Source organism: Pandoraea morbifera, assembly GCF_902459575.1.
GTDB classification, from domain to species: Bacteria; Pseudomonadota; Gammaproteobacteria; order Burkholderiales; family Burkholderiaceae; genus Pandoraea; species Pandoraea morbifera.
Genome location: NZ_CABPSD010000006.1, coordinates 288,151 through 309,085 on the forward strand (window position 1 = coordinate 288,151; position 20,935 = coordinate 309,085).

At 64.0% G+C, this 20,935-nt stretch carries 19 protein-coding genes; 10 read left to right on the forward strand and 9 right to left on the reverse strand.

Annotation, left to right across the window (positions count from 1 at the left end):
- Positions 1-27: 27 nt before the first annotated feature.
- The gene (locus PMO31116_RS12855) at positions 28-1,215 is read right to left on the reverse strand and encodes a pyridoxal phosphate-dependent aminotransferase (protein WP_150567049.1); all 1,188 of its coding nucleotides are present in this window, start codon (positions 1,213-1,215) and stop codon (positions 28-30) included.
- A 97-nt stretch (positions 1,216-1,312) separates the two neighbouring features.
- On the reverse strand, positions 1,313-1,825 hold the full coding sequence (locus PMO31116_RS12860) for a putative toxin-antitoxin system toxin component, PIN family (RefSeq protein WP_150567050.1): 513 nt from the start codon (positions 1,823-1,825) through the stop codon (positions 1,313-1,315).
- A gap of 47 nt (positions 1,826-1,872) precedes the next feature.
- Here PMO31116_RS12860 and yaaA point away from each other — a divergent pair, with 47 nt between their 5' ends.
- Together yaaA and PMO31116_RS12870 are read left to right on the forward strand one after the other, a co-directional pair.
- Positions 1,873-2,652 (forward strand): peroxide stress protein YaaA, encoded by a 780-nt coding sequence (gene yaaA, locus PMO31116_RS12865; RefSeq protein WP_150567051.1) that lies wholly within the window; start codon positions 1,873-1,875, stop codon positions 2,650-2,652.
- A gap of 78 nt (positions 2,653-2,730) precedes the next feature.
- Positions 2,731-3,879: a M14 family metallopeptidase gene (locus PMO31116_RS12870; RefSeq protein ID WP_150567052.1), complete on the forward strand. Its 1,149-nt coding sequence runs from the start codon at positions 2,731-2,733 to the stop codon at positions 3,877-3,879.
- Between the two features lie 43 nt (positions 3,880-3,922).
- Here the strand turns inward: PMO31116_RS12870 and PMO31116_RS12875 are convergent, their stop codons facing one another.
- Entirely contained in the window at positions 3,923-4,564 is a 642-nt protein-coding gene (locus PMO31116_RS12875) for a BspC domain-containing protein (RefSeq protein ID WP_150567053.1), read from the reverse strand.
- A 315-nt stretch (positions 4,565-4,879) separates the two neighbouring features.
- Between PMO31116_RS12875 and trmB the strand changes: the two genes are divergently transcribed.
- A complete protein-coding gene (gene trmB / locus PMO31116_RS12880) occupies positions 4,880-5,560 on the forward strand; it encodes a tRNA (guanine(46)-N(7))-methyltransferase TrmB (protein WP_150567054.1) in 681 nt (226 codons plus the stop codon).
- Between the two features lie 44 nt (positions 5,561-5,604).
- Here the strand turns inward: trmB and PMO31116_RS12885 are convergent, their stop codons facing one another.
- From PMO31116_RS12885 to PMO31116_RS12915, 6 genes are all read right to left on the reverse strand, one after another.
- Positions 5,605-6,783, reverse strand: a complete 1,179-nt coding sequence (locus PMO31116_RS12885; protein ID WP_150567055.1) for a DUF2863 family protein — start codon at positions 6,781-6,783, stop codon at positions 5,605-5,607.
- A gap of 113 nt (positions 6,784-6,896) precedes the next feature.
- Positions 6,897-7,460 (reverse strand): methylated-DNA--[protein]-cysteine S-methyltransferase, encoded by a 564-nt coding sequence (locus PMO31116_RS12890; protein ID WP_150567056.1) that lies wholly within the window; start codon positions 7,458-7,460, stop codon positions 6,897-6,899.
- Positions 7,457-8,944: a DNA-3-methyladenine glycosylase 2 family protein gene (locus PMO31116_RS12895; RefSeq protein ID WP_150567057.1), complete on the reverse strand. Its 1,488-nt coding sequence runs from the start codon at positions 8,942-8,944 to the stop codon at positions 7,457-7,459. Before PMO31116_RS12895 ends, PMO31116_RS12890 begins: the two co-directional genes overlap by 4 nt.
- Before the next feature lie 731 nt (positions 8,945-9,675).
- The gene (gene acnA / locus PMO31116_RS12905) at positions 9,676-12,384 is read right to left on the reverse strand and encodes an aconitate hydratase AcnA (protein ID WP_150567058.1); all 2,709 of its coding nucleotides are present in this window, start codon (positions 12,382-12,384) and stop codon (positions 9,676-9,678) included.
- 215 nt (positions 12,385-12,599) lie between these two features.
- The gene (locus tag PMO31116_RS12910; RefSeq protein WP_023873894.1) at positions 12,600-13,091 is read right to left on the reverse strand and encodes a hypothetical protein; all 492 of its coding nucleotides are present in this window, start codon (positions 13,089-13,091) and stop codon (positions 12,600-12,602) included.
- A gap of 572 nt (positions 13,092-13,663) precedes the next feature.
- On the reverse strand, positions 13,664-14,647 hold the full coding sequence (locus tag PMO31116_RS12915; RefSeq protein ID WP_023873895.1) for a malate dehydrogenase: 984 nt from the start codon (positions 14,645-14,647) through the stop codon (positions 13,664-13,666).
- 343 nt (positions 14,648-14,990) lie between these two features.
- Here PMO31116_RS12915 and PMO31116_RS12920 point away from each other — a divergent pair, with 343 nt between their 5' ends.
- The 7 genes from PMO31116_RS12920 to gltA all read left to right on the forward strand — a co-directional run bounded on the left by PMO31116_RS12920 (position 14,991) and on the right by gltA (position 20,926).
- A complete protein-coding gene (locus tag PMO31116_RS12920) occupies positions 14,991-15,833 on the forward strand; it encodes a GntR family transcriptional regulator (RefSeq protein ID WP_023596606.1) in 843 nt (280 codons plus the stop codon).
- Positions 15,834-16,034: 201 nt separating this feature from the next.
- Positions 16,035-16,448, forward strand: a complete 414-nt coding sequence (gene sdhC, locus PMO31116_RS12925; RefSeq protein WP_150567059.1) for a succinate dehydrogenase, cytochrome b556 subunit — start codon at positions 16,035-16,037, stop codon at positions 16,446-16,448.
- A 1-nt stretch (position 16,449) separates the two neighbouring features.
- A complete protein-coding gene (sdhD, locus tag PMO31116_RS12930) occupies positions 16,450-16,815 on the forward strand; it encodes a succinate dehydrogenase, hydrophobic membrane anchor protein (RefSeq protein WP_023873896.1) in 366 nt (121 codons plus the stop codon).
- A gap of 3 nt (positions 16,816-16,818) precedes the next feature.
- Positions 16,819-18,594 (forward strand): succinate dehydrogenase flavoprotein subunit, encoded by a 1,776-nt coding sequence (gene sdhA, locus PMO31116_RS12935; RefSeq protein ID WP_150567060.1) that lies wholly within the window; start codon positions 16,819-16,821, stop codon positions 18,592-18,594.
- A 12-nt stretch (positions 18,595-18,606) separates the two neighbouring features.
- Positions 18,607-19,311 (forward strand): succinate dehydrogenase iron-sulfur subunit, encoded by a 705-nt coding sequence (locus tag PMO31116_RS12940; protein WP_023873897.1) that lies wholly within the window; start codon positions 18,607-18,609, stop codon positions 19,309-19,311.
- 10 nt (positions 19,312-19,321) lie between these two features.
- Positions 19,322-19,594: an FAD assembly factor SdhE gene (locus tag PMO31116_RS12945; protein WP_023596602.1), complete on the forward strand. Its 273-nt coding sequence runs from the start codon at positions 19,322-19,324 to the stop codon at positions 19,592-19,594.
- Positions 19,595-19,624: 30 nt separating this feature from the next.
- A complete protein-coding gene (gltA, locus tag PMO31116_RS12950; protein ID WP_023596601.1) occupies positions 19,625-20,926 on the forward strand; it encodes a citrate synthase in 1,302 nt (433 codons plus the stop codon).
- The last annotated feature ends 9 nt before the right edge of the window (positions 20,927-20,935 follow it).

Here is a 20,935-nt window from a genome sequence, read left to right on the forward strand (position 1 = left end):
CGGCGTCGGCGCGATGCCGAGTGCCGCTCAGATCTTCGCGAGTCGCGCGAGCGCTTCGCGAAGCGTGGCGTCCTGCTTGGCGAAGCAGAAGCGCACCACGCCGGATTCGTGCGGTGAATGATAGAACGCCGACACCGGAATGGCGGCCACACCGATCTCGCCCGTCAGCCACAGCGCGAAGTCGGCCTCGCTCATGTCGCTGATCGCGCTGTAATCCACGCATTGGAAGTAGGTACCTTCGCAAGGCAGCAGTTTGAAACGCGTGGCCGCGAGCCCTTCGCGGAACAGGTCGCGCTTGCGCTGATAAAAGGCCGGGAGCGACAGATACGGCGTCGGGTCGCGCATGTAATCCGCGAGACCGACCTGCATCGGCGTGTTCACGGTGAACACGTTGAACTGATGCACTTTGCGGAACTCGGCCGACAACGCCGCCGGGGCAGCCACGAAGCCGACCTTCCAGCCCGTCACGTGATACGTCTTGCCGAAGCTCGAGACGATGAAGCTGCGGCGCGCGAGCTCCGGATGGCGCGCCACGCTCTCGTGGCGCTTGCCGTCGTACACCATGTGTTCATAGACCTCGTCCGAGATCAGCAAGATGTCGGTGCCGGCCACGATCTCGGCAAGCTTCGCCAGATCCTTTTCATGCCACACCGTGCCGCTCGGATTGTGTGGTGTGTTGAACAGAATGAGGCGCGTGCGCGGCGTGATCGCGGCAGCCAGCTTGTCGAACGGAATCCGGAAGTCTGGCGCTTCGAGCGTGATGTACACCGGCTTGCCGCCGGCCAGCTCGATCGAAGGCACATAGCTGTCGTACGTCGGTTCGAACACGATCACTTCGTCGCCCGGATGCACGGTGGCAAGAATCGCCGTGAGCAGGGCCTGCGTGGCGCCGGCCGTCACCGTGATTTCCGTGTTCCAGTCGTACGCCTGTCCGTAAAGCTGGCCGATCTTGTCCGCAATCGCCTGACGCAGCGCCGGAACGCCGGCCATCGGCGGGTACTGGTTGTGGTCTTCGCGCATGGCGCGCGAGACGGCGTCGACGATCTTCGGATCGCAGGAGAAGTCGGGGAAGCCCTGGCCGAGATTCACGGCCTGCTTCTCGGCGGCGAGTGCCGACATCACGGTGAAGATGGTGGTGCCGACATTCGGCAGGCGTGACGTGAGCGGCGGCGAGACCAGCGTCGGCGAGGGCGAAGCAGAGCGAGGCGCGTTCATTTATGCGGTGGGACCAAGCAGTGATCAGGACGTCATTCTAACGCTTCGGCCCCGCTTCGACCTCGCTTCGAGCCAGCTCCGATCCCGCTCGGATCATTTACCTGCCGATGGCCAGCAGCGATGCGAAGGCGCTGGCCGTCACGATACGAAAGCCGAACTGGCGTGCCACGCGGCTGCGGAGTTTAAGCACGGCCTTGTCCTTGCTGACGAGCCAATGCGCGTGGCCGTCGCGCGCGGCTTCGAGGAACTTCTGATCGTCGCGGTCACGGCACAGCGGCAGGGGCGCGGGCGGGGCGGCATCGTCCGGCATCACGATAAGGTGCGTGTGAGCGTCGACCCAGGCGAGTGCTGCGGCGTTGTCGATCTCGCGCGAGGCGAATTGCGGGTACGTCAGCACTACCGCGAGCTCGTCGCGGCAGCGCGGCGCCATGAGCGCCATGAGGCGGCGCTCCACGAGCGCGTCGCGCACGGGGCGGGCGACGGGGTCGTCGAAGACCAGCAGGTCGATCCAGACATTGGTGTCGAGGACCACGCGCGGTGGCGTGGTCAGGGTGTCGAGATGCTCGGCGAAGGCCCGGTCGGCGGGCGTGGCAACAGCGTTTTGAAGCATTGGATAGAATGTCGGTTTCTCGTTTTTGCAGGAACGCTGCACCCAATATGATAATTGTTCTCTCGCCGGCCAAATCGCTCGACTACGAAACGCCGCCGCACGTGAGCACGCATACCGTGCCGCAGTTCGTCGACGACGCTGCCGAATTGATCGAGGGCCTGCGTGAACTGAGCCCGGCGCAAGTCGGCTCGCTCATGAGCATCTCGGATCAACTGGCCGCGCTCAACGCCAACCGGTACGCCGAATGGTCTCCCCGCTTCGACACCACCAACGCCAAGCAAGCCGTACTCGCTTTCAACGGCGACGTCTATGAAGGTCTTGCCGCCCGCAGCCTGAGCGCCGCGCAACTCGATTTCGCGCAGAAGCATCTTCGCATTCTCTCCGGCCTGTACGGCGTGTTGCGGCCGCTCGACCTGCTGCAACCCTATCGTCTGGAAATGGGCACGCGTTTCGCCAACAAGCGCGGGCGCGACCTCTACGCGTTCTGGGGAGAGCGCGTGACGCACACGATCAATGCATCGCTTGCCGAGCATGCCGAGCCGCGTCGTGTGCTGGTGAATCTGGCCTCCGAGGAGTATTTCCGGGTCATCAAGCGACGTCTGGTGGCGGCGCCCGTGATCACGCCGGTGTTCGAAGACTGGAAAAGCGGCAAGTACAAGATCATCAGTTTCTACGCCAAGCGGGCGCGAGGGCTGATGGCGCGCTACGCCATCGAGCGCGGCGTGACCGATGTGCAGCAGCTCAAGGCATTCGACAGCGAGGGCTACGCATTCGACGAGAGCGTGTCGAACGACGCGCTCTGGGTCTTCCGCCGCCGCGTGGCATAGCGCCAGACAACCACGGCCCCGAGGCAATGCGCCGGGGCTTTTTCGTTTTTGCCAGTTCTTGCGTCAGTGGGACAAGCCATGACCGTTCATATCAGCAGCCGGTTCGACAGCGGCGCCATCGAAGTTGTCAGCGCCGCGCAGGCGGACGATATCCACGTGCGCATTCCGCACGACAACGCCGCGGAGTTCGCGCAGTGGTTCCACTTCCGGGTGCAGGGCGTGGCCGGTGTGCCTTGCCGCATCGTGTTCGACAACGCGGGGCAGACGTCGTACCCGCGCGGATGGGAGAACTACCGAGCGGTCGCATCGTACGATCGCGTGACCTGGTTTCGCGTGCCGACCTCGTACGACGGGCGTGTCATGACCGTCGCGTTCACGCCTGCGCATGACAGCGTCTACCTCGCCTATTTCGAACCCTATCCGGATGAGCGGCATCTCGCGCTGGTCGGCACGGCGCAGAATTCCCCGCTCGCGCGAACGCGCTCGCTGGGGCGCACCGTCGATGGGCGCGACATGACGTTGCTCACGGTGGGTGAGCCGCGTGCCGGCAAGCGCAACGTGTGGGTGATCGCACGTCAGCACCCCGGGGAGACGATGGCGGAGTGGTTCGTGGAAGGCTTGCTGCGGCGGTTGTTGGGCGCGGGTGACTGGGCCGGGGATCCGCTGGCCCGCGCCGTGCTCGACGAGGCGACGCTGTACCTCGTGCCGAACATGAATCCCGACGGCGCGGCACGCGGCAACCTGCGCACCAATGCGGCGGGCGCGAACCTCAATCGCGAATGGCTCGAACCCGATCCCGTTCGCAGCCCGGAAGTGTTCGTGGTGCGCGAAGCCATCGAGACGCTCGGCTGCGACATGTTCTTCGACATTCACGGCGACGAGGCGCTGCCGTACGTGTTCCTCGCCGGCAACGATGGCGTCGAGACGGCATCGCCCGAGCTGCTCGCCCGCGAGAAGGCATTCGGCGAACGTCTCAAGGCGGCCAGCCTCGACTTCCAGGACAAGTTCGGCTATCCGCCGGGCAAGCACGGTCCGGAGTCGCTCAAGCTCGCGTCGAAGTGGGTCGCCCACCGCTTCGGTTGTCTCGCGCTGACGCTGGAGATGCCGTTCAAGGACAACGCCAACCGGCCCGACACGCACGCAGGCTGGAACGGCGCGCGCAGCGCGGCGCTCGGCGCATCGATGCTGGCAGCGGTCTGGGCGCAGATGCAGGCGGACCAGATGTAAGCCGTGATCGCGACGCGGCGCCCGAAGACGCCGCGTCATGCGATCAGTGCTTCTGCCTGGCCTTGGTCGTGGTCTTTTTGGTGCCGGACGACTTCGACGACGACTTGCTGCCCGACGTCTTCGTAGTGCTCCTCTTGCCCGATTTCGCGGTGGCATGCGAAGTCTTGCCGCGCGTGTGACCGCGTGACGCGCGTTTGACCGGTTGCTCGACCTGCGGCAGTGGCGACGTGTAATCGAAGCCCATCATGCGGCCGTCGGCGTAGCCACAACGAATGTGGATGTTGTCCGTCTGGCCGGTCGTGCGCTTGCCGATGCCGTCGAGCTCGACCATCTGCGTGACGTCGACGCGCTGCTTGCGATCGTCGAATGGTCCTGACCACGGCGCGACTTTGGCGTGGTTCGCGTCGAGGGCGTTGTCAGCGTACTCGACGCTCTCATACCCAGGCAGCGTCGCCACGACGAAGCTCGCATGCGCGGCGCAGTCGGCGACCAGCGGGTCGGCGTGGCGCGTGTTGATGAATTCCTCGACCAGCGCGCGATGCTGCTCGAGCGTGAAGGCCTGTGCAGGGGCCGCGACGGCAGACAGGCAAAGCGGTGCGGCCACGGCGATCGAGGCGGAAGCGGCGACCTGGCGCACGGCTCGCATCACGACGCCGATGGCGCGTTGAAAAAATCGATTCGACATTACTTGACGTATTCTCGGGGGCGGACGGGCCTGAACAGACCCGAGCATTGCAGAGCAATGCGGGCACGCCGAGGCTCATCGTAAAAGCCGATTGCGTGCGCCGCTCGCGAAGAGGCTTGGCCGCATTTTGAAAGACAGCGGCCAAGCGGCTCCCATCTTAACCGAAAAAAGCGCCGCTCACGCCCGCCGGGTAAGCCCGCAGACGTAACAGGGGGGGCGGGAAAGTGACGGCACGTTACAATGCGGGCCTGACTCACGCTTCGATGCCACGCCGGCCTGCGCGAATTTCGCGCGTTCGCGCCGCATTCCTTCCGCATGTTCGCAAACTCACGCACTGTCGAGAGTGCTCAAACCGGTCCGCACGACAAGCTCGCGGACCTCGTGCATCGTCATCGCGATGCGCTGTTCCGCAAGCCGCTGGCCGCCTACAGTGCGGCGGCTTTCGACGCGGCGATGCTGGCCTGGCGCAACGCCGGCGCCGCGCCGCTCATCGTCGATGCCGGCTGTGGCGTGGGCGAAAGCACTTTGCGCCTGGCAATGCAGTTTCCCGATCACTTCGTCATCGGCATCGACCAGTCGGAGAGTCGCATCGTGCGAGGCAAGGATTGGTGGGAGGGCGTGTGGCCCGAGAACTTCGTGTGGGTGCGTGCGGATCTCGTCGACTTCTGGCGGCAGTTGGCCGACGCAGGCGTTCGGCCGGCACGCCACTATCTTCTCTATCCGAATCCGTGGCCGAAGATCGGGCAGCTATCGCGTCGCTGGCACGCGCACGCCGTGTTTCCCACGGTCATCGCGCTGGGCGGCGTGCTCGAGTGCCGCAGCAACTGGCACATCTACATCGAGGAATTCGCCCTGGCCACCGAGTGGCTCAGTGGTGTGCACCCGAGCGTCGAGGCATGGGCCCCGGCACCCGGCGATGCGCCCATGACGCCGTTCGAGCGCAAGTACCTCGCGTCCGGCCATGGACTGCATCGTTGCGTGGTGACGTTGCCGTGAGCGCACGGCGGCATCGTCCGCGGCGCCTCCCGGCGCCGGGGCGATCAGTGGAAATGCGGACGGCTCGGTTCGGCGTCTTCCGGCATTTCGGCGTGGACCACCTCGCCCACCGGATCCGGATACAGCGGCACGCCGCAATCGTCGCAATACTCGGGATCGAAGCGGCCCGGATGCTTGCGAATCTCGGTCACGCCGCATACCTTCAGCAGGTCCGTGACCTCATCGAGTGCACCGCCCTCGACTTCCCCGTTCTCGCGGCCGTACAGCGGCCATACGACGCCGTAGATCACGTCGTTGCTGCCACGCTGCGTGAAGCCAATCCGGTATTCGTCGATGTTCTGCTCTCCGAATCCGGCGACCACGGCACGCAGTTCCGGCGGCGTGAGCGTGAGCACGTCTTCGAGATAGCGTAGCGCCGTACGGATCGTGTGCGGACGAATGCGTTCGTCGGCCTCGCGACAGCTCGCATAGTAGGCGTCGGGCAGCAGGCACTCGATCTCGCAGCCAGGCAGGAGCGCGTTCAGGTTCGGGCCACCCTGTGCCGACCAGGCTTCCTGGCATTGGCCGCGCTCGGCGTGACGCGCGCCGTCTTCCTGCCAGCGGAACATCGGCGCGCCCTTGGGCACCGTGACGGCGGCGAGCAGGAAGCGCGGATCCGCGAGGATGGGCGCGGTCTCCGGCAGATCGCCGCCCGGTTGCTTCACGTCGGCGTTGTCGACAGCCGCACGCACGAGCTGCTGCGTGACTTTCCACGATTCGCAATGCGTTCGCGGGAGCTGATCAATGCTGTAGAGGTACGGCGAAATCGCGACACGGGCCGATTCGGCCAGCACGTGCGCATGCAGGTGCGCGCGGATCGGCATCAGGGCGTCGCCCTTCACCGGGCCCGAAGGAATCGCATAGCGTGTCCAGGCGAGAATCGGTACCGCGACGAGCAGGCCGTCCCAGACCTGACCGTCCGCCTCGGGCTCGGCCGATTCGCTTTGCGATTCGATCAGGTCGGCCAACGCGCCGTAGGCCTCGCTGTGATTGGCCTGCAGATGGTCGAGCGCGGCGTCGATGGCGGGCTGGTTGCCCGTGCGCAATACGCGGGTGAGGAGCGTATCGAGCTGGGCTTCCCAGAAGCGGTCTTCGATACGGCTTCCCGAGGCGGCCAGCGCGAGCGCGTGGCCGACCAGCTTTTCGGCGTCGGGAGTCAGTCGTTTGGCGGTGCGTGAGCGCATAGTCGTGCAAAGCAGAAACACATGAACTCACGATTGTACGGCATGCGTGAACGCGATTGATGCTACGCACTGCCGAATCGCGTCGCCCCCGTCGCATCGGCGAGCGGCGGGCGTCAGAAATCGAACGCCAGATTGGCCGGCGCCGACAGTCGCGTGCGGCGCGTGGCCGGGGTGCCGGTGCCGGTAACCGGCGCGAGTGCGGCACCTTCGAGCGAGAGCAGCGCCAGCTTGCGCTCCAGCCCGCCGGCGTAGCCTGTAAGCGTGCCGTCCGCGCCGATCACGCGGTGGCAGGGGACGATGATCGATATCGGATTCCGCCCGTTTGCGGCGCCGACCGCGCGCGACTTGTTGGCGTCGCCCAGTGCATGCGCAAGATCGCCGTAGCTGCGTGTTTCACCGAAGGGAATACGTTGCAGTTCGGCCCACACCTGCTGCTGAAACGAGGTGCCTTGCGGGGCGAGCGGCAGCTCGAACAGGCGGCGGCCTTCGTGAAAGTACTCATCGAGTTGCTGCTTCGCCGTGGCGAGCACGGCAAGATCGTCGCCGTCGCGGCGCACGTCCTGGCTGTCGGGCCAATCCTTCTGGTGCGAGAAATACACGCCGGTGAGTGCTTCGCCGTTTGCGACGAGCAGCATTTCACCGAACGGACTGTCGTAGAGCGTTTCATAGCGGGTCATGCACTTTCCTCCAGCAAAATCCCGACCGGTTGCCCTGCCGGTCCCTGTGCCGCCGCGCGCCAGACATGTAGCGCCGCGTATGCACGCCAGGGCGCCCAGCGGGCCGCGCGTGCGGCCACGCCACGACCGTCCGCCACGCCCAGCGCCTGGCGCAACACCAGATCGTCCACCGGCATCGCGTCCGGCGAACCGAGGGCACGCATCGCAATGTACTGCGCTGTCCATGGGCCGATGCCCTTGATCGCCAGCAACGCGGCGACGGTCGTCTCGAGCGGTGCGAGCGGGTCCAGTCGCAGGCGGCCCTCCACGATCGCCCGCGAGACGCCGTGAATCGCCGCAATTCGAGTACGAATGATACCGGCTTCGCCAATCGCGTCCGCGGGAGCCGCCAGCATCTGCGCCGCACTCGGGAACGTGTGTGTCAGGCCATGCGCGGACGAGGACAGCGGTGTGCCGAAGCGCTGCGCCAGACGGCCGAGCAGACGGCGTGCACCCTTGACCGAGACCTGCTGCCCGACGATCGCCCGCATCGCGATCTCGAACCCGTCGACGGCACCGGGCACGCGAAGGCCGGGCGTGGCGGCGGCCAGCTTGCCCAGGTGTGCATCGATCACATCCGGGCGCGCGCCCAGATCGAACAGGTGACGCAGCTTGCCCAGCACCTGCGGCACGCTCCCCGCCAGCACCGGCGGCAGCGTGACCTGCAGGGCGTGGCGATCCGGCAGCGGGGTCACGCGGCACCAGCCCGCAACGATCCGGCCGTCCTGGCGTTCGATGTTGAGGGTTCGCGTGTAAGCGTCGGCTTCTCGCACCTCCACCCCTTCGATGGCGCGCTCGCCGAGGAAATCGAGCAGGGCGTGCCACGCGAGCGGCGGGCGATAGGCGAGCTGGAAGACGAGGTCGCCATCGGGCAGGGGGGCATTTCGGGCGTTTTGGCGAAGGCGTCCGGGAGGGAAGCCATAACGCGTCTTGAACAGGCCATTGAAGCGTCGCACGCTGCCGAAGCCTGCGGCCATCGCGACCTCCGTCACGGGGAGTGCCGTATCGGTGAGCAGTCGCTTGGCGAGCAGCAGGCGCTGCGTTTGCGCGTACTCGACCGGCGATACGCCGAACTCCTCGGCAAAGATCCGGCGCAGATGTCGCTCCGTGATGCCGATACGTGCCGCGAGCGCCGGCAGGTCCGCGTGATTCAGAAAACCTTCGTCGATCATCGCGGCTGCGGCGTCGGCGAGCTCGCGCGTCGCGTCGAAGCGGGCGCTGCCAGGGGCGAGCTCCGGCCGGCACTTGAGACAGGGCCGGAACCCGGCCTTTTCCGCAGCGGCGGCGCTGCCGTAGAACGAGCAATTCTCGAAGCGCGGCGTGCGCACATTGCACACCGGGCGGCAATAGATGCCGGTCGAGGCGACACCGACGAAGAACCAGCCGTCGAAGCGCCGGTCGCGGGCGGAGACAGCCTTGTAGCAAACCTCGGGGTCGAGCGTCATGGGAGATGTCCGACAGGACGGGGGGAACATGACGTCACTCTACGCGCGTGGCAGGGTGCGGGCTAGTCATTTTCGGACATGGCAGCGGCGTACCTGTGCGGCGAACGCCGATTCGTGCGCCGAGGCGTGGGGTGATGGGGACAAATGATGCGGATGATGCGGATGATGCGGATGATGCGAATGGAGCGAATGGAGCGAATGGAGCGAATGGGGCAAATGGGGCGAATGGGGCAAACGGGGCAAACGGGGCAAACGGGGCAAACGGGGCAAACGGGGCAAACGGGGCGGGTGGGGTGGGTGGGACAAGTGTGGCAAATCGGGCCAATCGGGTGTGTGGGGCGGGGTGGGGAACGAAGTGGGAGAGGTGATTTGGCGAGAGCGAGGCGTGTGGGGAGGGGGTCTTGGGCGATGGGGGCAGACGCAAGGGGGCGGTCACCGGTGCGACTTCAAGTTGGAGTGCCGGGGAGCGCCCCCTTGGGGCTGCGCCGCTGAGGCGGGAGGAGATGAGGGGGATAGCGGTGCGGTGGTTTTAGGGGGGAGCGTCGGGCAGGCGGACGGGGTTAGGTTTAGGGTTGGCGGGGCGTGGGGGGGGGGCAATTGAGCGATAGGAGCGACGATTTCGGGCAACCGTAAACGACAAAAACCCGGCACGAGGCCGGGCTTTGAAGCACTGCCGACAACGAGCGAGGCCCGTTACCTGGCAGTGCGGATCGGTGTTGTGCCGATGTCGATCAGGCGGCTGCGAGCAGTTGACGCAGCACGAACGGCAAGATGCCGCCGTGCTTGTAGTAGTCCACTTCGATCGGCGTGTCGATACGCAGCAGGACCTGCACCTTTTGCGTATCGCCGTTCTTGCGATGGATCACCAGCGTGACATCCTGTTGCGGCTTGATGTCCGTCGACAGACCTTCGATGTCGAACGTCTCATCGCCCGTGATGCCGAGCGACTGCGCGCTGTCCGAACCCTTGAACTGCAGGGGCAGAACGCCCATGCCGACAAGATTCGAGCGGTGGATGCGTTCGAACGAGCGGGCGATGACGGCCTTCACGCCCAGCAGTTGCGTGCCCTTGGCAGCCCAGTCTCGGGACGAACCCGTGCCGTACTCCTCGCCGCCGAACACCACCGTCGGGGTGTTCTCGCCGACGTACTTCATGGCGGCGTCGTAAATCGACAACTGCTCGCCGCTCGGCTGGTGAATCGTCAGGCCGCCTTCGACGCGCGAACCGTCTTCCTTCGGCGGGATCATCAGGTTCTTGATGCGCACGTTGGCAAACGTGCCGCGCATCATCACCTCGTGGTTGCCGCGGCGCGAGCCGTAGCTGTTGAAGTCCGCCTTGAGCACGCCGTTTTCGAGCAGCCACTTGCCTGCCGGCGACGTTTCCTTGATCGAGCCCGCCGGGCTGATGTGATCCGTCGTGACGGAGTCGCCGAACACGCCCAGCGCCCGTGCACCGTGGATCGGCTTGATATCGGCGTTCGGCTCCATCGCGAAGCCCTCGAAGAACGGCGGCTCGGCAATGTACGTCGACGTCGGCCAATCGTAGACCTGGCCCTTCGAGCCCTTGATCTTCGCCCACAACGGGCTCGGATCCTTCACCGTGTCGTAGTTCGCCTTGAAGACCTTCGCGTTCATCGCGAACTTCATCAGCTTGTGGATCTCATCGCTGGTCGGCCAGATGTCGCCCAGGTAGATGTCGCGGCCGCCCTTGCCCTTGCCGACCGGCTCCGTCATCAGGTCGCGGGTCACGTTGCCGGCGATGGCGTACGCCACCACCAACGGGGGCGAAGCGAGGAAGTTGGCGCGGATGTTCGGGTGAATGCGCGCTTCAAAATTGCGGTTGCCCGACAGCACCGCGGCGGCGACCAGATCGTTCTTCACGATCGTCTCGTTCAGCTCGGCCGTCAGATCGCCGGCGTTACCGATACAGGTCGTGCAGCCATAGGCCGTCACGCCGAAGCCCAGCTTCTCCAGGTACGGCAGCAACCCGGCGGCTTCGAGGTACTCGGTGACCACACGGCTTCCCGGGGCGAGCGACGTCTTGATGTGCGGGGCGACCTTCAGGCCGGCTTCCACCGCCTTCTTGGCCAACAGGCCGGCCGCGAGCAGCACGCTCGGATTCGACGTATTCGTGCACGACGTGATGGCCGCGATCAGCACGTCGCCATTGCGCACGTCGATGCCGCTTTCCGTCTTGTAAGTCGCGTCGAGCTGCTCCTGCGTCTGATTGAAACCGTTCTCGGCGACCGGCTTCGTGAACAGATCCTTGAACGTCGACTTCACGTTGCCGATCTCGATGCGGTCCTGCGGGCGCTTCGGACCAGCCAGCGACGGCGCGACCGTGCCCAGGTCCAGCTTGAGCGTCTTCGTGTAGTCGATTTCGTTCGTCTTCGGAATGCCGAAGAGGTTCTGGGCCTTGAAATACGCTTCGAACGCGTCGATTTCCGCCTTCGTGCGGCCCGTGCCCTTGAAGTAATCGATCGTCTTCTCATCGACCGGGAAAAAGCCCATCGTGGCACCGTATTCCGGTGCCATGTTCGCGATGGTGGCGCGGTCCGGCAGCGCGAGGCTGGTCGTGCCCTCGCCGAAGAATTCGACGAACTTGCCGACGACCTTCTCCTTGCGCAACATTTCGGTGATCGTCAGCACCAGATCGGTGGCGGTCACGCCTTCACGCAGACGGCCCGTGAGCTCCACGCCCACGACGTCCGGCGTAAGGAAATACACCGGCTGGCCCAGCATGCCGGCTTCGGCTTCGATGCCGCCAACGCCCCAGCCCACCACGCCGATGCCATTGATCATCGTCGTGTGGCTGTCCGTGCCCACGAGGGTGTCCGGATAGAACACGTTGTCCTTCTTGTGCACGCCGCGAGCCAGATATTCCAGGTTCACCTGGTGCACGATGCCGAAGCCGGGTTGCACCACGCCGAACGTGTCGAACGCCTGCATGCCCCACTTCATGAACTGATAGCGCTCGTTATTGCGCTGGAACTCCAGCTTCATGTTCAGATCGAGCGCCTTCTTCTCGCGGAAGTGATCGATCTGGACCGAGTGGTCGACCACAAGATCCACCGGCACGAGCGGCTCGATGCGCTTCGGGTTCTTGCCCTGGCGTTCGGCCACGTTACGCATGGCGGCAAGGTCGGCCAGCAGCGGCACACCGGTGAAATCCTGCAGCACGACGCGCGCCACGACGAACGGGATTTCGTCGACGCGCTCGGCGTTCGGCTTCCAGTTGGCCAGTTGGCGGACATGCTCCTCGGTCACTTTCTTGCCGTCGCAATTGCGCAGCACCGACTCGAGCACGATGCGGATCGACACGGGCAGGCGTGCGACATTCACACCCAGGGCTTCACCGAGTTGGGGCAGCGAATAGAACTTGCCTTTCTTGCCGCCGCCGAGTTTGAACTCTTTCAGCGTTTTGTGGAGGTTGTGGGCCATGATCTTTCCTTGAGTGATACAGAAAAACGAAGCGGTGGTGATTCGATTAATGGGGGCCAGCTTCGCACGGGCACTGGCGTGTGTGCCCGCTGCGGCCCCGTTGCGCCGGATGGCCGGTGCGACGGGTCTTGCAGAGATTGCGAATGTTGCAGATGCAGCGGCAGGAAAGCGGCTGGTGCGTCATGCGTTCCGTGTTGGCGTCAACCCGGTGGTGCTCAGTTGGCCACCTTGATCAGTTCGTTCGATTGCGTCGGAGCCAGCTTGTTCTGCTCGGCCATCGCGTGCGTCATGCATTCGTCGGCCAGACGGGCGCCGCCGTCGCGGTGCGTGAACAGCATGGCCTTGGCCGGAATCACGACCAGGTCCAGGCCGCTGGCGGCGTCATAGAAGCGGTCGGCGCCGGTCGTCGTCTGCTGGCGCGGCAACTTGTAATTGCGGCCCGACCAGAACAGCGTCAGGATCTGGTCGCGCTTCATGTCGCCCTTCAGGAACAGGCGCTCGTTGTCCTTGCAGCTCCACAGTTCCGAGCCTTCGTCCGGTTGCGCGGGTGCGGCGGCGACCGTCGCTTTCTTCGCCGGCGCCTTCTTCTTCGGCGCGGCCTTCTTGGTCGTCTTGTGCTTCGGAGCCGGGGTGTCGGCAGCGAACGCGGCCGGTACGAGCGCCGTGGAGCACAGGGCAACCAGCGCGGTCAGGCAAAGCTTCTTCATGGTGAGTCTCCGAAAACAGAAATAAGGGCTGACAAAAGCGCAGATTATCGTACGAAGTCCGCGTCGTTCGACGTCACCATACAAATTTTTTCAATTCCTTCGCGCCAAGCGCCACCGGCGACGACGGCAGGAGCCGACGTCGCGCGAACGTGGGTATTGCGGAATGGAACCCGGAAGGCCGACCGACCGGGGAGGGGCCGGCACGCGTGCAAGCCGTCGGGGCGGGGCGTGGTGCGAGAAAGGCGGAAAACTTGGCGAAGCCAACGCGTCAGACTGCGTCGGATGCGGCGGTGCAGCATGAGCGCCGGGGACGGTAAACCGGTCAGCCGGTGCCATGCGCGTTGCGCAGTCAGACGTTGCATTCGCTTGGCCAAGGTATCGCTCGACATTGCGTGAAACAGTGCGACTAGCATACCGCGATGGCTGCGCGGCGGCGCGGCACTGCGGATTCGAGGGACGTCGGGATATTCCGTGCGATCACGGGAAGTGCGCCGGCGCTGGGGGTCGTCGCCGGCGCAGTTCCGGCTCCGGGCGACGCTTGTGGCGTCGCCCGGAGCCGGGTCCCCGGGGGATTAGCCCAGCAGATGTGCCACGCCGGCGCGCTCTTCTTCGAGCTCCTTGAGCGTGAAATCCATCTTCTCACGCGAGTAGGCGTCGATCTCGAGGCCTTCAACGCGCTTGTACTTACCGTTTTCGCAGATCACCGGCACGCCATAGATGACGTCTTCCGGGATGCCGTACGAGCCGTCCGACGGAATACCCATCGTGACCCACTTGCCGTTCGAGCCGAGCACCCAGTCATGGATGTGGTCGATGGCGGCGTTGGCAGCCGAAGCGGCCGACGACAGCCCGCGGGCTTCGATGATCGCCGCGCCGCGCTTGCCGACGGTCGGCAGGAACACGTCGTTGTTCCACACGTCGTCGTTGATCATTTCCTTGACGCTCTTGCCGTCGATCGTGGCGAAGCGATAGTCGGCGTACATCGTCGGCGAGTGGTTGCCCCACACGGCCAGCTTCTCGATGCTGGCGACCGGCTTGCCGGTCTTCGCGGCGATCTGCGACAGGGCGCGGTTGTGATCCAGGCGCAGCATCGCGGTGAAGTTTTCCTTCGGCAGGTTCGGCGCCGACTTCATGGCGATGTAGGCGTTGGTGTTGGCCGGGTTGCCGACCACCAGCACCTTCACGTTGCGGCTGGCGACTTCGTCCAGCGCCTTGCCCTGCACCGTGAAGATCGCGCCGTTGGCTTCGAGCAGATCCTTGCGCTCCATGCCCTTCGAGCGCGGACGGGCACCAACCAGCAGGGCGACGTCGGCATCCTTGAAGGCGACCTTCGGGTCGTCGGTCACGACCACGCCGGCGAGCAGCGGGAACGCGCAGTCCTCGAGCTCCATCACGACGCCCTTGACGGCGGCTTGAGCTTGCGGGAGGTCGAGCAGTTGCAGGATGACGGGCTGATCCTTGCCGAGCATGTCGCCATTGGCGATGCGGAACAGCAGGGAGTAGCCGATTTGGCCAGCGGCGCCGGTGACGGCGACACGCATTGCGGGTTTTGCCATGAGAATCTCTCCAGACGTGTACAAATTCCTGCGAAGCTCAGAAGAAGCTCGCCGTCCGGGTGGCATCTTGGTTGCCAGGCTGACAGCGCCGCGTCATGTGAAGCTTCTAAAATTCCTTGACCTACGGAAGCTTGCGGGCTGCGGGGTGTGCTGCCGTCGACGTGTGCGAAGCGCCCGAGTCTCTTATAAGATAGCGGTGCTGCGGCTGCAGGCCCCTGTTAGCCCGCGTCAGTGTAGGAGTCGTCATCACGAATGTCAACTCTATCTTATGTCTTATATAAGACATAGGATTATTGCTGTTATTCGATGGACGAAGGCCTTGATTTGTGGTCAAATCGCCGCCATGAATGCGAATGTTCGCGACACATCCAACCCCACGCCGCCCGTCGATGTCCAGCAGCGACCGGACAGCGCGCGCGACGCCGCACCGGGCTCCCAGGCTCAGCAGGGTGCGGCCGGCGCGGGAGCGTCGCCGACCTTCAGCCCGCTTTATCAGCAGATCAAGGGGCTCATCACGCAGAGCCTGCAAGCCGGCGAGTGGAAGCCCGGCGAAATCATTCCCAGCGAAGTCGATCTGGCCGCCCGCTACAAGGTGAGCCAGGGCACGGTGCGCAAGGCGATCGATGAGCTTGCGGCCGAAAATCTGCTCGTGCGCCGCCAGGGGCGGGGCACGTTCGTTGCGACACACCACGAAGACCGGGTGCAGTTCCGGTTCCTGCGTCTTGCGCCCGATTCGGGCGAACCTCATCACCCGCCGAGTCGTCTGATCGAATGCCGCCGCATGCGCGCACCGGCGGAGATCGCGCGTCAACTGGAGCTGCGCGCGGGCGACGGCGTGATCCTGATCCGGCGCATGATGGATTTCTCGGACCGTCCGACCGTCCTCGACGAAATCTGGCTGCCGGGGGCGCTGTTTCGTGGTTTGACCGCAGAGAAGCTCAACGAATACAAAGGGCCGATGTACGGCCTGTTCGAAGACGAATTCGGCACGCGCATGATTCGCGCCGTGGAAAAGGTTCGCGCCGTGGCCGCGGACGACATGACCGCGGATCTGCTGAAGGTGCCGAAGGGTTTCCCGCTGCTGAGTGTGGAGCGAGTTTCCTACACTTACGGGGACAAGCCGGTGGAAGTGCGCCGGGGCTGGTATGTCACCACGGAACACCATTACCAGAACGAACTGAGTTGAAAGCGTTGAATTGAGAGGTAGGGCGGCTCATCCGGGAGCGCGTCGGTGTCGTGGCCGGTGCGTGACCGTGAGTCGGGGGCTTGAGGGGCGGCGTGTCGTGCGCCGTTGGCAGGAATTTCCGGATGCTTTGGAACCGGTATGGTGCAACGCACTAGAATCGGCGCTAAAATCCGGAGCTGATGTAACTACATGGGGTCTAGCATGGCTGAAGTGGTAAAAAAAGAGCGGCCAGTCTACAGGAATATCGGTATCGGACAGATTGTCACGTACCGTCTCCCGCCGGCTGGTATCGTTTCCATTCTGCACCGTATTAGCGGTGTGATCTTGTTCCTTCTGTTGCCGTTCGCGCTTTTCTTGTTCGAACAGAGCCTCACGTCGGAACTCAGCTTCGACGTTCTGCGAAGCATCGCCTCCAACTGGTTTGTCAAACTCGTCATCCTTGCCTTGTCGTGGGGCTTCCTGCACCACTTCTGCGCTGGCCTGCGCCATCTGCGCATGGACTTCAATCACGATGCCGTGAGCAAGGAAGGCGGCAAGAGTTCGGCAGTGGTCGTTCTGGCCGTGTCGCTGGTGCTGACGCTGGCCGTCGCCCTCAAGCTGTTCGGAGCGTTCTAAGATGGCACAGAACAATATTGGTTCGAAGCGTCTCGTCGTCGGGGCTCACTATGGCCTGCGCGACTGGATCGCCCAACGCATGACCGCGGTCATCATGGCCGTGTACACCGTGATCCTGCTGGTGTGGTTCTTCACCGCCAAGGATTTCTCCTACGAAGGCTGGGCCGGCATCTTCGCTCATCAGTGGATGAAGCTGGCCACGTTCGTCACGCTGCTCGCGCTGTTCTATCACGCGTGGGTCGGTGTGCGCGACATCTGGATGGACTACGTCAAGCCGGTCGGTGTGCGACTGGCGCTGTACGCGCTGACGATCGTCTGGCTGCTGGCTTGTGCCGGCTATGCCGCGCAGATTCTGTGGAGAGTGTAAAGAATGGCTGCAATCAAAAATTCGCTGCCGCGCCGCCGCTTTGACGTTGTCATCGTGGGCGCAGGCGGTTCGGGCATGCGCGCTTCGCTGCAACTGGCCAAGGCCGGTCTGTCGGTCGCCGTGCTGTCCAAGGTGTTCCCCACCCGTTCGCATACCGTCGCCGCACAGGGCGGCATTGGCGCTTCGCTCGGCAACATGAGCGAAGACAACTGGCACTATCACTTCTACGACACCATCAAGGGTTCCGACTGGCTCGGCGACCAGGATGCGATCGAGTTCATGTGCCGCCAGGCGCCCAACGCCGTCTACGAGCTCGAGCACTTCGGCATGCCGTTCGACCGTAACCCGGACGGCACGATCTACCAGCGCCCGTTCGGCGGCCACACCGCCAACTACGGCGAGAAGCCGGTCCAGCGCGCTTGCGCGGCCGCCGACCGTACCGGTCACGCGCTGCTGCACACGTTGTATCAGCAGAACGTGGCTGCCAAGACCCACTTCTTCGTGGAGTGGATGGCGCTCGACCTGATCCGCAACGAAGAGGGCGATGTCCTCGGCGTGTCGGCACTGGAGCTCGAAACCGGTGACGTCTACCTGCTCGAAGGCAAGTGCACGTTGTTCGCGACCGGCGGTGCCGGCCGTGTGTACGCCGCTTCGACCAACGCGTTCATCAACACCGGCGACGGTCTGGGCATGGCGGCACGTGCGGGTATTCCGCTCGAAGACATGGAATTCTGGCAATTCCACCCGACCGGCGTGGCCGGCGCGGGCGTGCTGATTACCGAAGGCGTGCGCGGCGAGGGCGGTATTCTGCGCAACTCGAACGGCGAGCGTTTCATGGAACGTTATGCCCCGACGCTGAAGGATCTGGCGCCGCGTGACTTCGTGTCGCGTTCGATGGACCAGGAAATCAAGGAAGGCCGCGGTTGCGGTCCGAACGGCGACTACGTGCTGCTCGACCTCTCGCACATCGGTGCCGAGACGATCATGAAGCGTCTGCCGTCGATCCGCGAAATCGCGCTGAAGTTCGCCAACGTCGACGCGATCAAGGAACCGATCCCGGTCGTGCCGACCATTCACTATCAGATGGGCGGCATCCCGACGAACTACAACGGTCAGGTCGTCGTGCAGAAGGACGGCGCATCGGTGCCGGTCAACGGCTTCTACGCCGTGGGCGAGTGCTCGTGCGTGTCGGTCCACGGTGCGAACCGTCTGGGCACGAACTCGCTGCTCGACCTGGTGGTGTTCGGTCGTGCGGCCGGCAACCACATCGTCGATTTCGTGAAGAACCACGGCGAGCACAAGCCGCTGCCCGCCGACGCCGGCGAGAACGCGCTCGCGCGTCTGGGGCGTCTGGAAGCTTCGAGCTCGGGAGAATACGCTCAGGACATCGCCAACGACATCCGTGCGACGATGCAGAAGCACGCCGGTGTGTTCCGTACGTCCGACCTGCTCAAGGAAGGCGTGGAAGAGATCAAGCAAGTGGCCGAGCGCGTCTCGCACGTCCACCTGAAGGACAAGTCGAAGGTGTTCAACACGGCGCGCATGGAAGCGCTCGAAGTCGACAACCTGATCGAAGTGGCCAAGGCCACCATGATCGCCGCCGAAGCCCGCAAGGAAAGCCGCGGCGCCCACGCGCACAGCGATTATCCGGAGCGCGACGACGCCAACTGGATGCGCCACTCGCTGTTCTTCAGCGAAGGCAACCGTCTGGAATACAAGCCGGTGCAGATGAAGCCGCTGACCGTCGACTCGGTCCCGCCCAAGGCGCGGACGTTCTAAGGGATTCGCAAGATCATGAAACGCATTTTTGAAGTCTACCGCTACGATCCGGACAAGGACGCCGCACCGTACATGCAGACCTACGAGGTCGAACTCGACGGTCATGAGCGCATGCTGCTCGACGCCCTGGTCAAGCTCAAGAAGCTCGACGAAGGTATCGCCTTCCGCCGCTCCTGCCGCGAAGGCGTGTGCGGTTCGGACGCGATGAACATCAACGGCAAGAACGGTCTGGCCTGCCTGACCAACATGAACGATCTGCCGAACAAGATCGTGCTCAAGCCGTTGCCGGGGCTGCCCGTCATTCGCGATCTGATCGTCGACATGACGCACTTCTTCAACCAGTACCACTCGATCAAGCCTTATCTGATCAACCCCGAGCCGGCACCGGAGAAGGAGCGTCTGCAGTCGCCCGAACAGCGTGACGAGCTCGACGGCCTGTACGAGTGCATTCTGTGCGCGTCGTGCTCGACGTCGTGCCCGAGCTTCTGGTGGAACCCGGACAAGTTCGTTGGCCCGGCCGGTCTGCTTCAGGCCTATCGCTTCATCGCGGACAGCCGCGACACAGCGACCAGCGAGCGTCTGGACAACCTGGAAGATCCGTATCGCCTGTTCCGCTGCCACACGATCATGAACTGCGTGGACGTGTGCCCGAAGGGCCTGAACCCGACGAAGGCCATCGGCAAGATCAAGGAGCTGATGGTGCGTCGCGCCGTCTGACCCATCGATCATGCCGGATACCACTCACCAGTCCGATCCGGTCAAACGTGCCCGCCTGCGCTGGCGGGCACGCCGCGGTTTGCTGGAAAACGACCTCATCCTGGAGCGGTTCTTCGCCAAATACGAAGCGTCGATGACCGACGAGGATGTGGGCGCCCTCACGAAGTTGCTCGACTTGAGCGACAACGATTTGATGGATCTGCTGCTAGCGCGTAAAGAGCCCGAGGCGGATCTGGACGGGCCGGACGTGCAGCGCCTGCTGGCGCTTTTGCGTGCCGTGTAGGGGTTTACAGTATTTTTTTGAGGAAGCGATATGACTCCGTCTGAAGTTAAAGCCACCCTATCTTTCTCTGACGATTCGCCTAGCGTCGAGCTGCCGATTTACAAGGGAACGATGGGCCCGGATGTGATCGACATCCGTAAGCTGTATGGCCAGACCGGCAAATTCACGTATGACCCGGGCTTCATGTCGACGGCATCGTGCAATTCGGCCATCACCTACATCGATGGCGACAAGGGCGAGCTGCTGTATCGCGGCTACCCGATCGAGCAGTTGGCGACCCACTGCGACTTCCTCGAGACCTCGTACCTGTTGCTCAAGGGCGAGCTGCCGAACGCGCAGCAGAAGGAAGAGTTCGTGAAGACCGTGACCCGTCACACGATGGTTCACGAGCAGATGAACTTCTTCTTCCGTGGCTTCCGTCGCGATGCGCACCCGATGGCCGTGCTGACCGGCTCGGTCGGCGCCCTGTCCGCGTTCTACCACGACTCGCTCGACATCAATAACCCGACGCATCGCGAAGTTTCGGCCATCCGCCTGATCGCCAAGCTGCCGACGCTCGTGGCCATGGCGTACAAGTACAGCATCGGCCAGCCGTTCGTGTACCCGCGCAACGACCTGTCGTACAGCGCGAACTTCATGCGCATGATGTTCGCGAACCCGTGCGAAGAGTACGAAGTCAACGACGTGCTGGTGCGCGCCCTCGACCGTATCCTGATCCTGCACGCCGATCACGAACAGAACGCGTCGACGTCGACCGTGCGTCTGGCCGGTTCGTCGGGCGCGAACCCGTTCGCGTGTATCGCTGCCGGTATCGCCTGTCTGTGGGGCCCGGCGCACGGTGGTGCGAACGAAGCCGCGCTGAACATGCTGGAGCAGATCGGTTCGCCGGACAAGATCCCCGAATTCATCAAGCAGGTGAAGGACAAGAACTCGGGCGTGAAGCTCATGGGCTTCGGTCACCGCGTGTACAAGAACTACGACCCGCGTGCCAAGCTGATGCGCGAGACGTGCTACGAAGTGCTCAACGAACTGGGCCTGCACGACGACCCGCTGTTCAAGCTGGCCATGCAGCTCGAGAAGATCGCGCTGGAAGACGAATACTTCGTGTCGCGCAAGCTGTATCCGAACGTCGACTTCTACTCGGGTATCGTGCAGCGCGCACTGGGTATCCCGACCTCGATGTTCACCTGCATCTTCGCACTGGCCCGTACCGTGGGCTGGATCGCGCAGTGGAACGAGATGATCGGCGAACCGGATCAGAAGATCGGCCGTCCGCGTCAGCTCTTCATCGGCCACACGCCGCGCGAAGTGACGGCAATCGACAAGCGCTAAGCGAGTCGA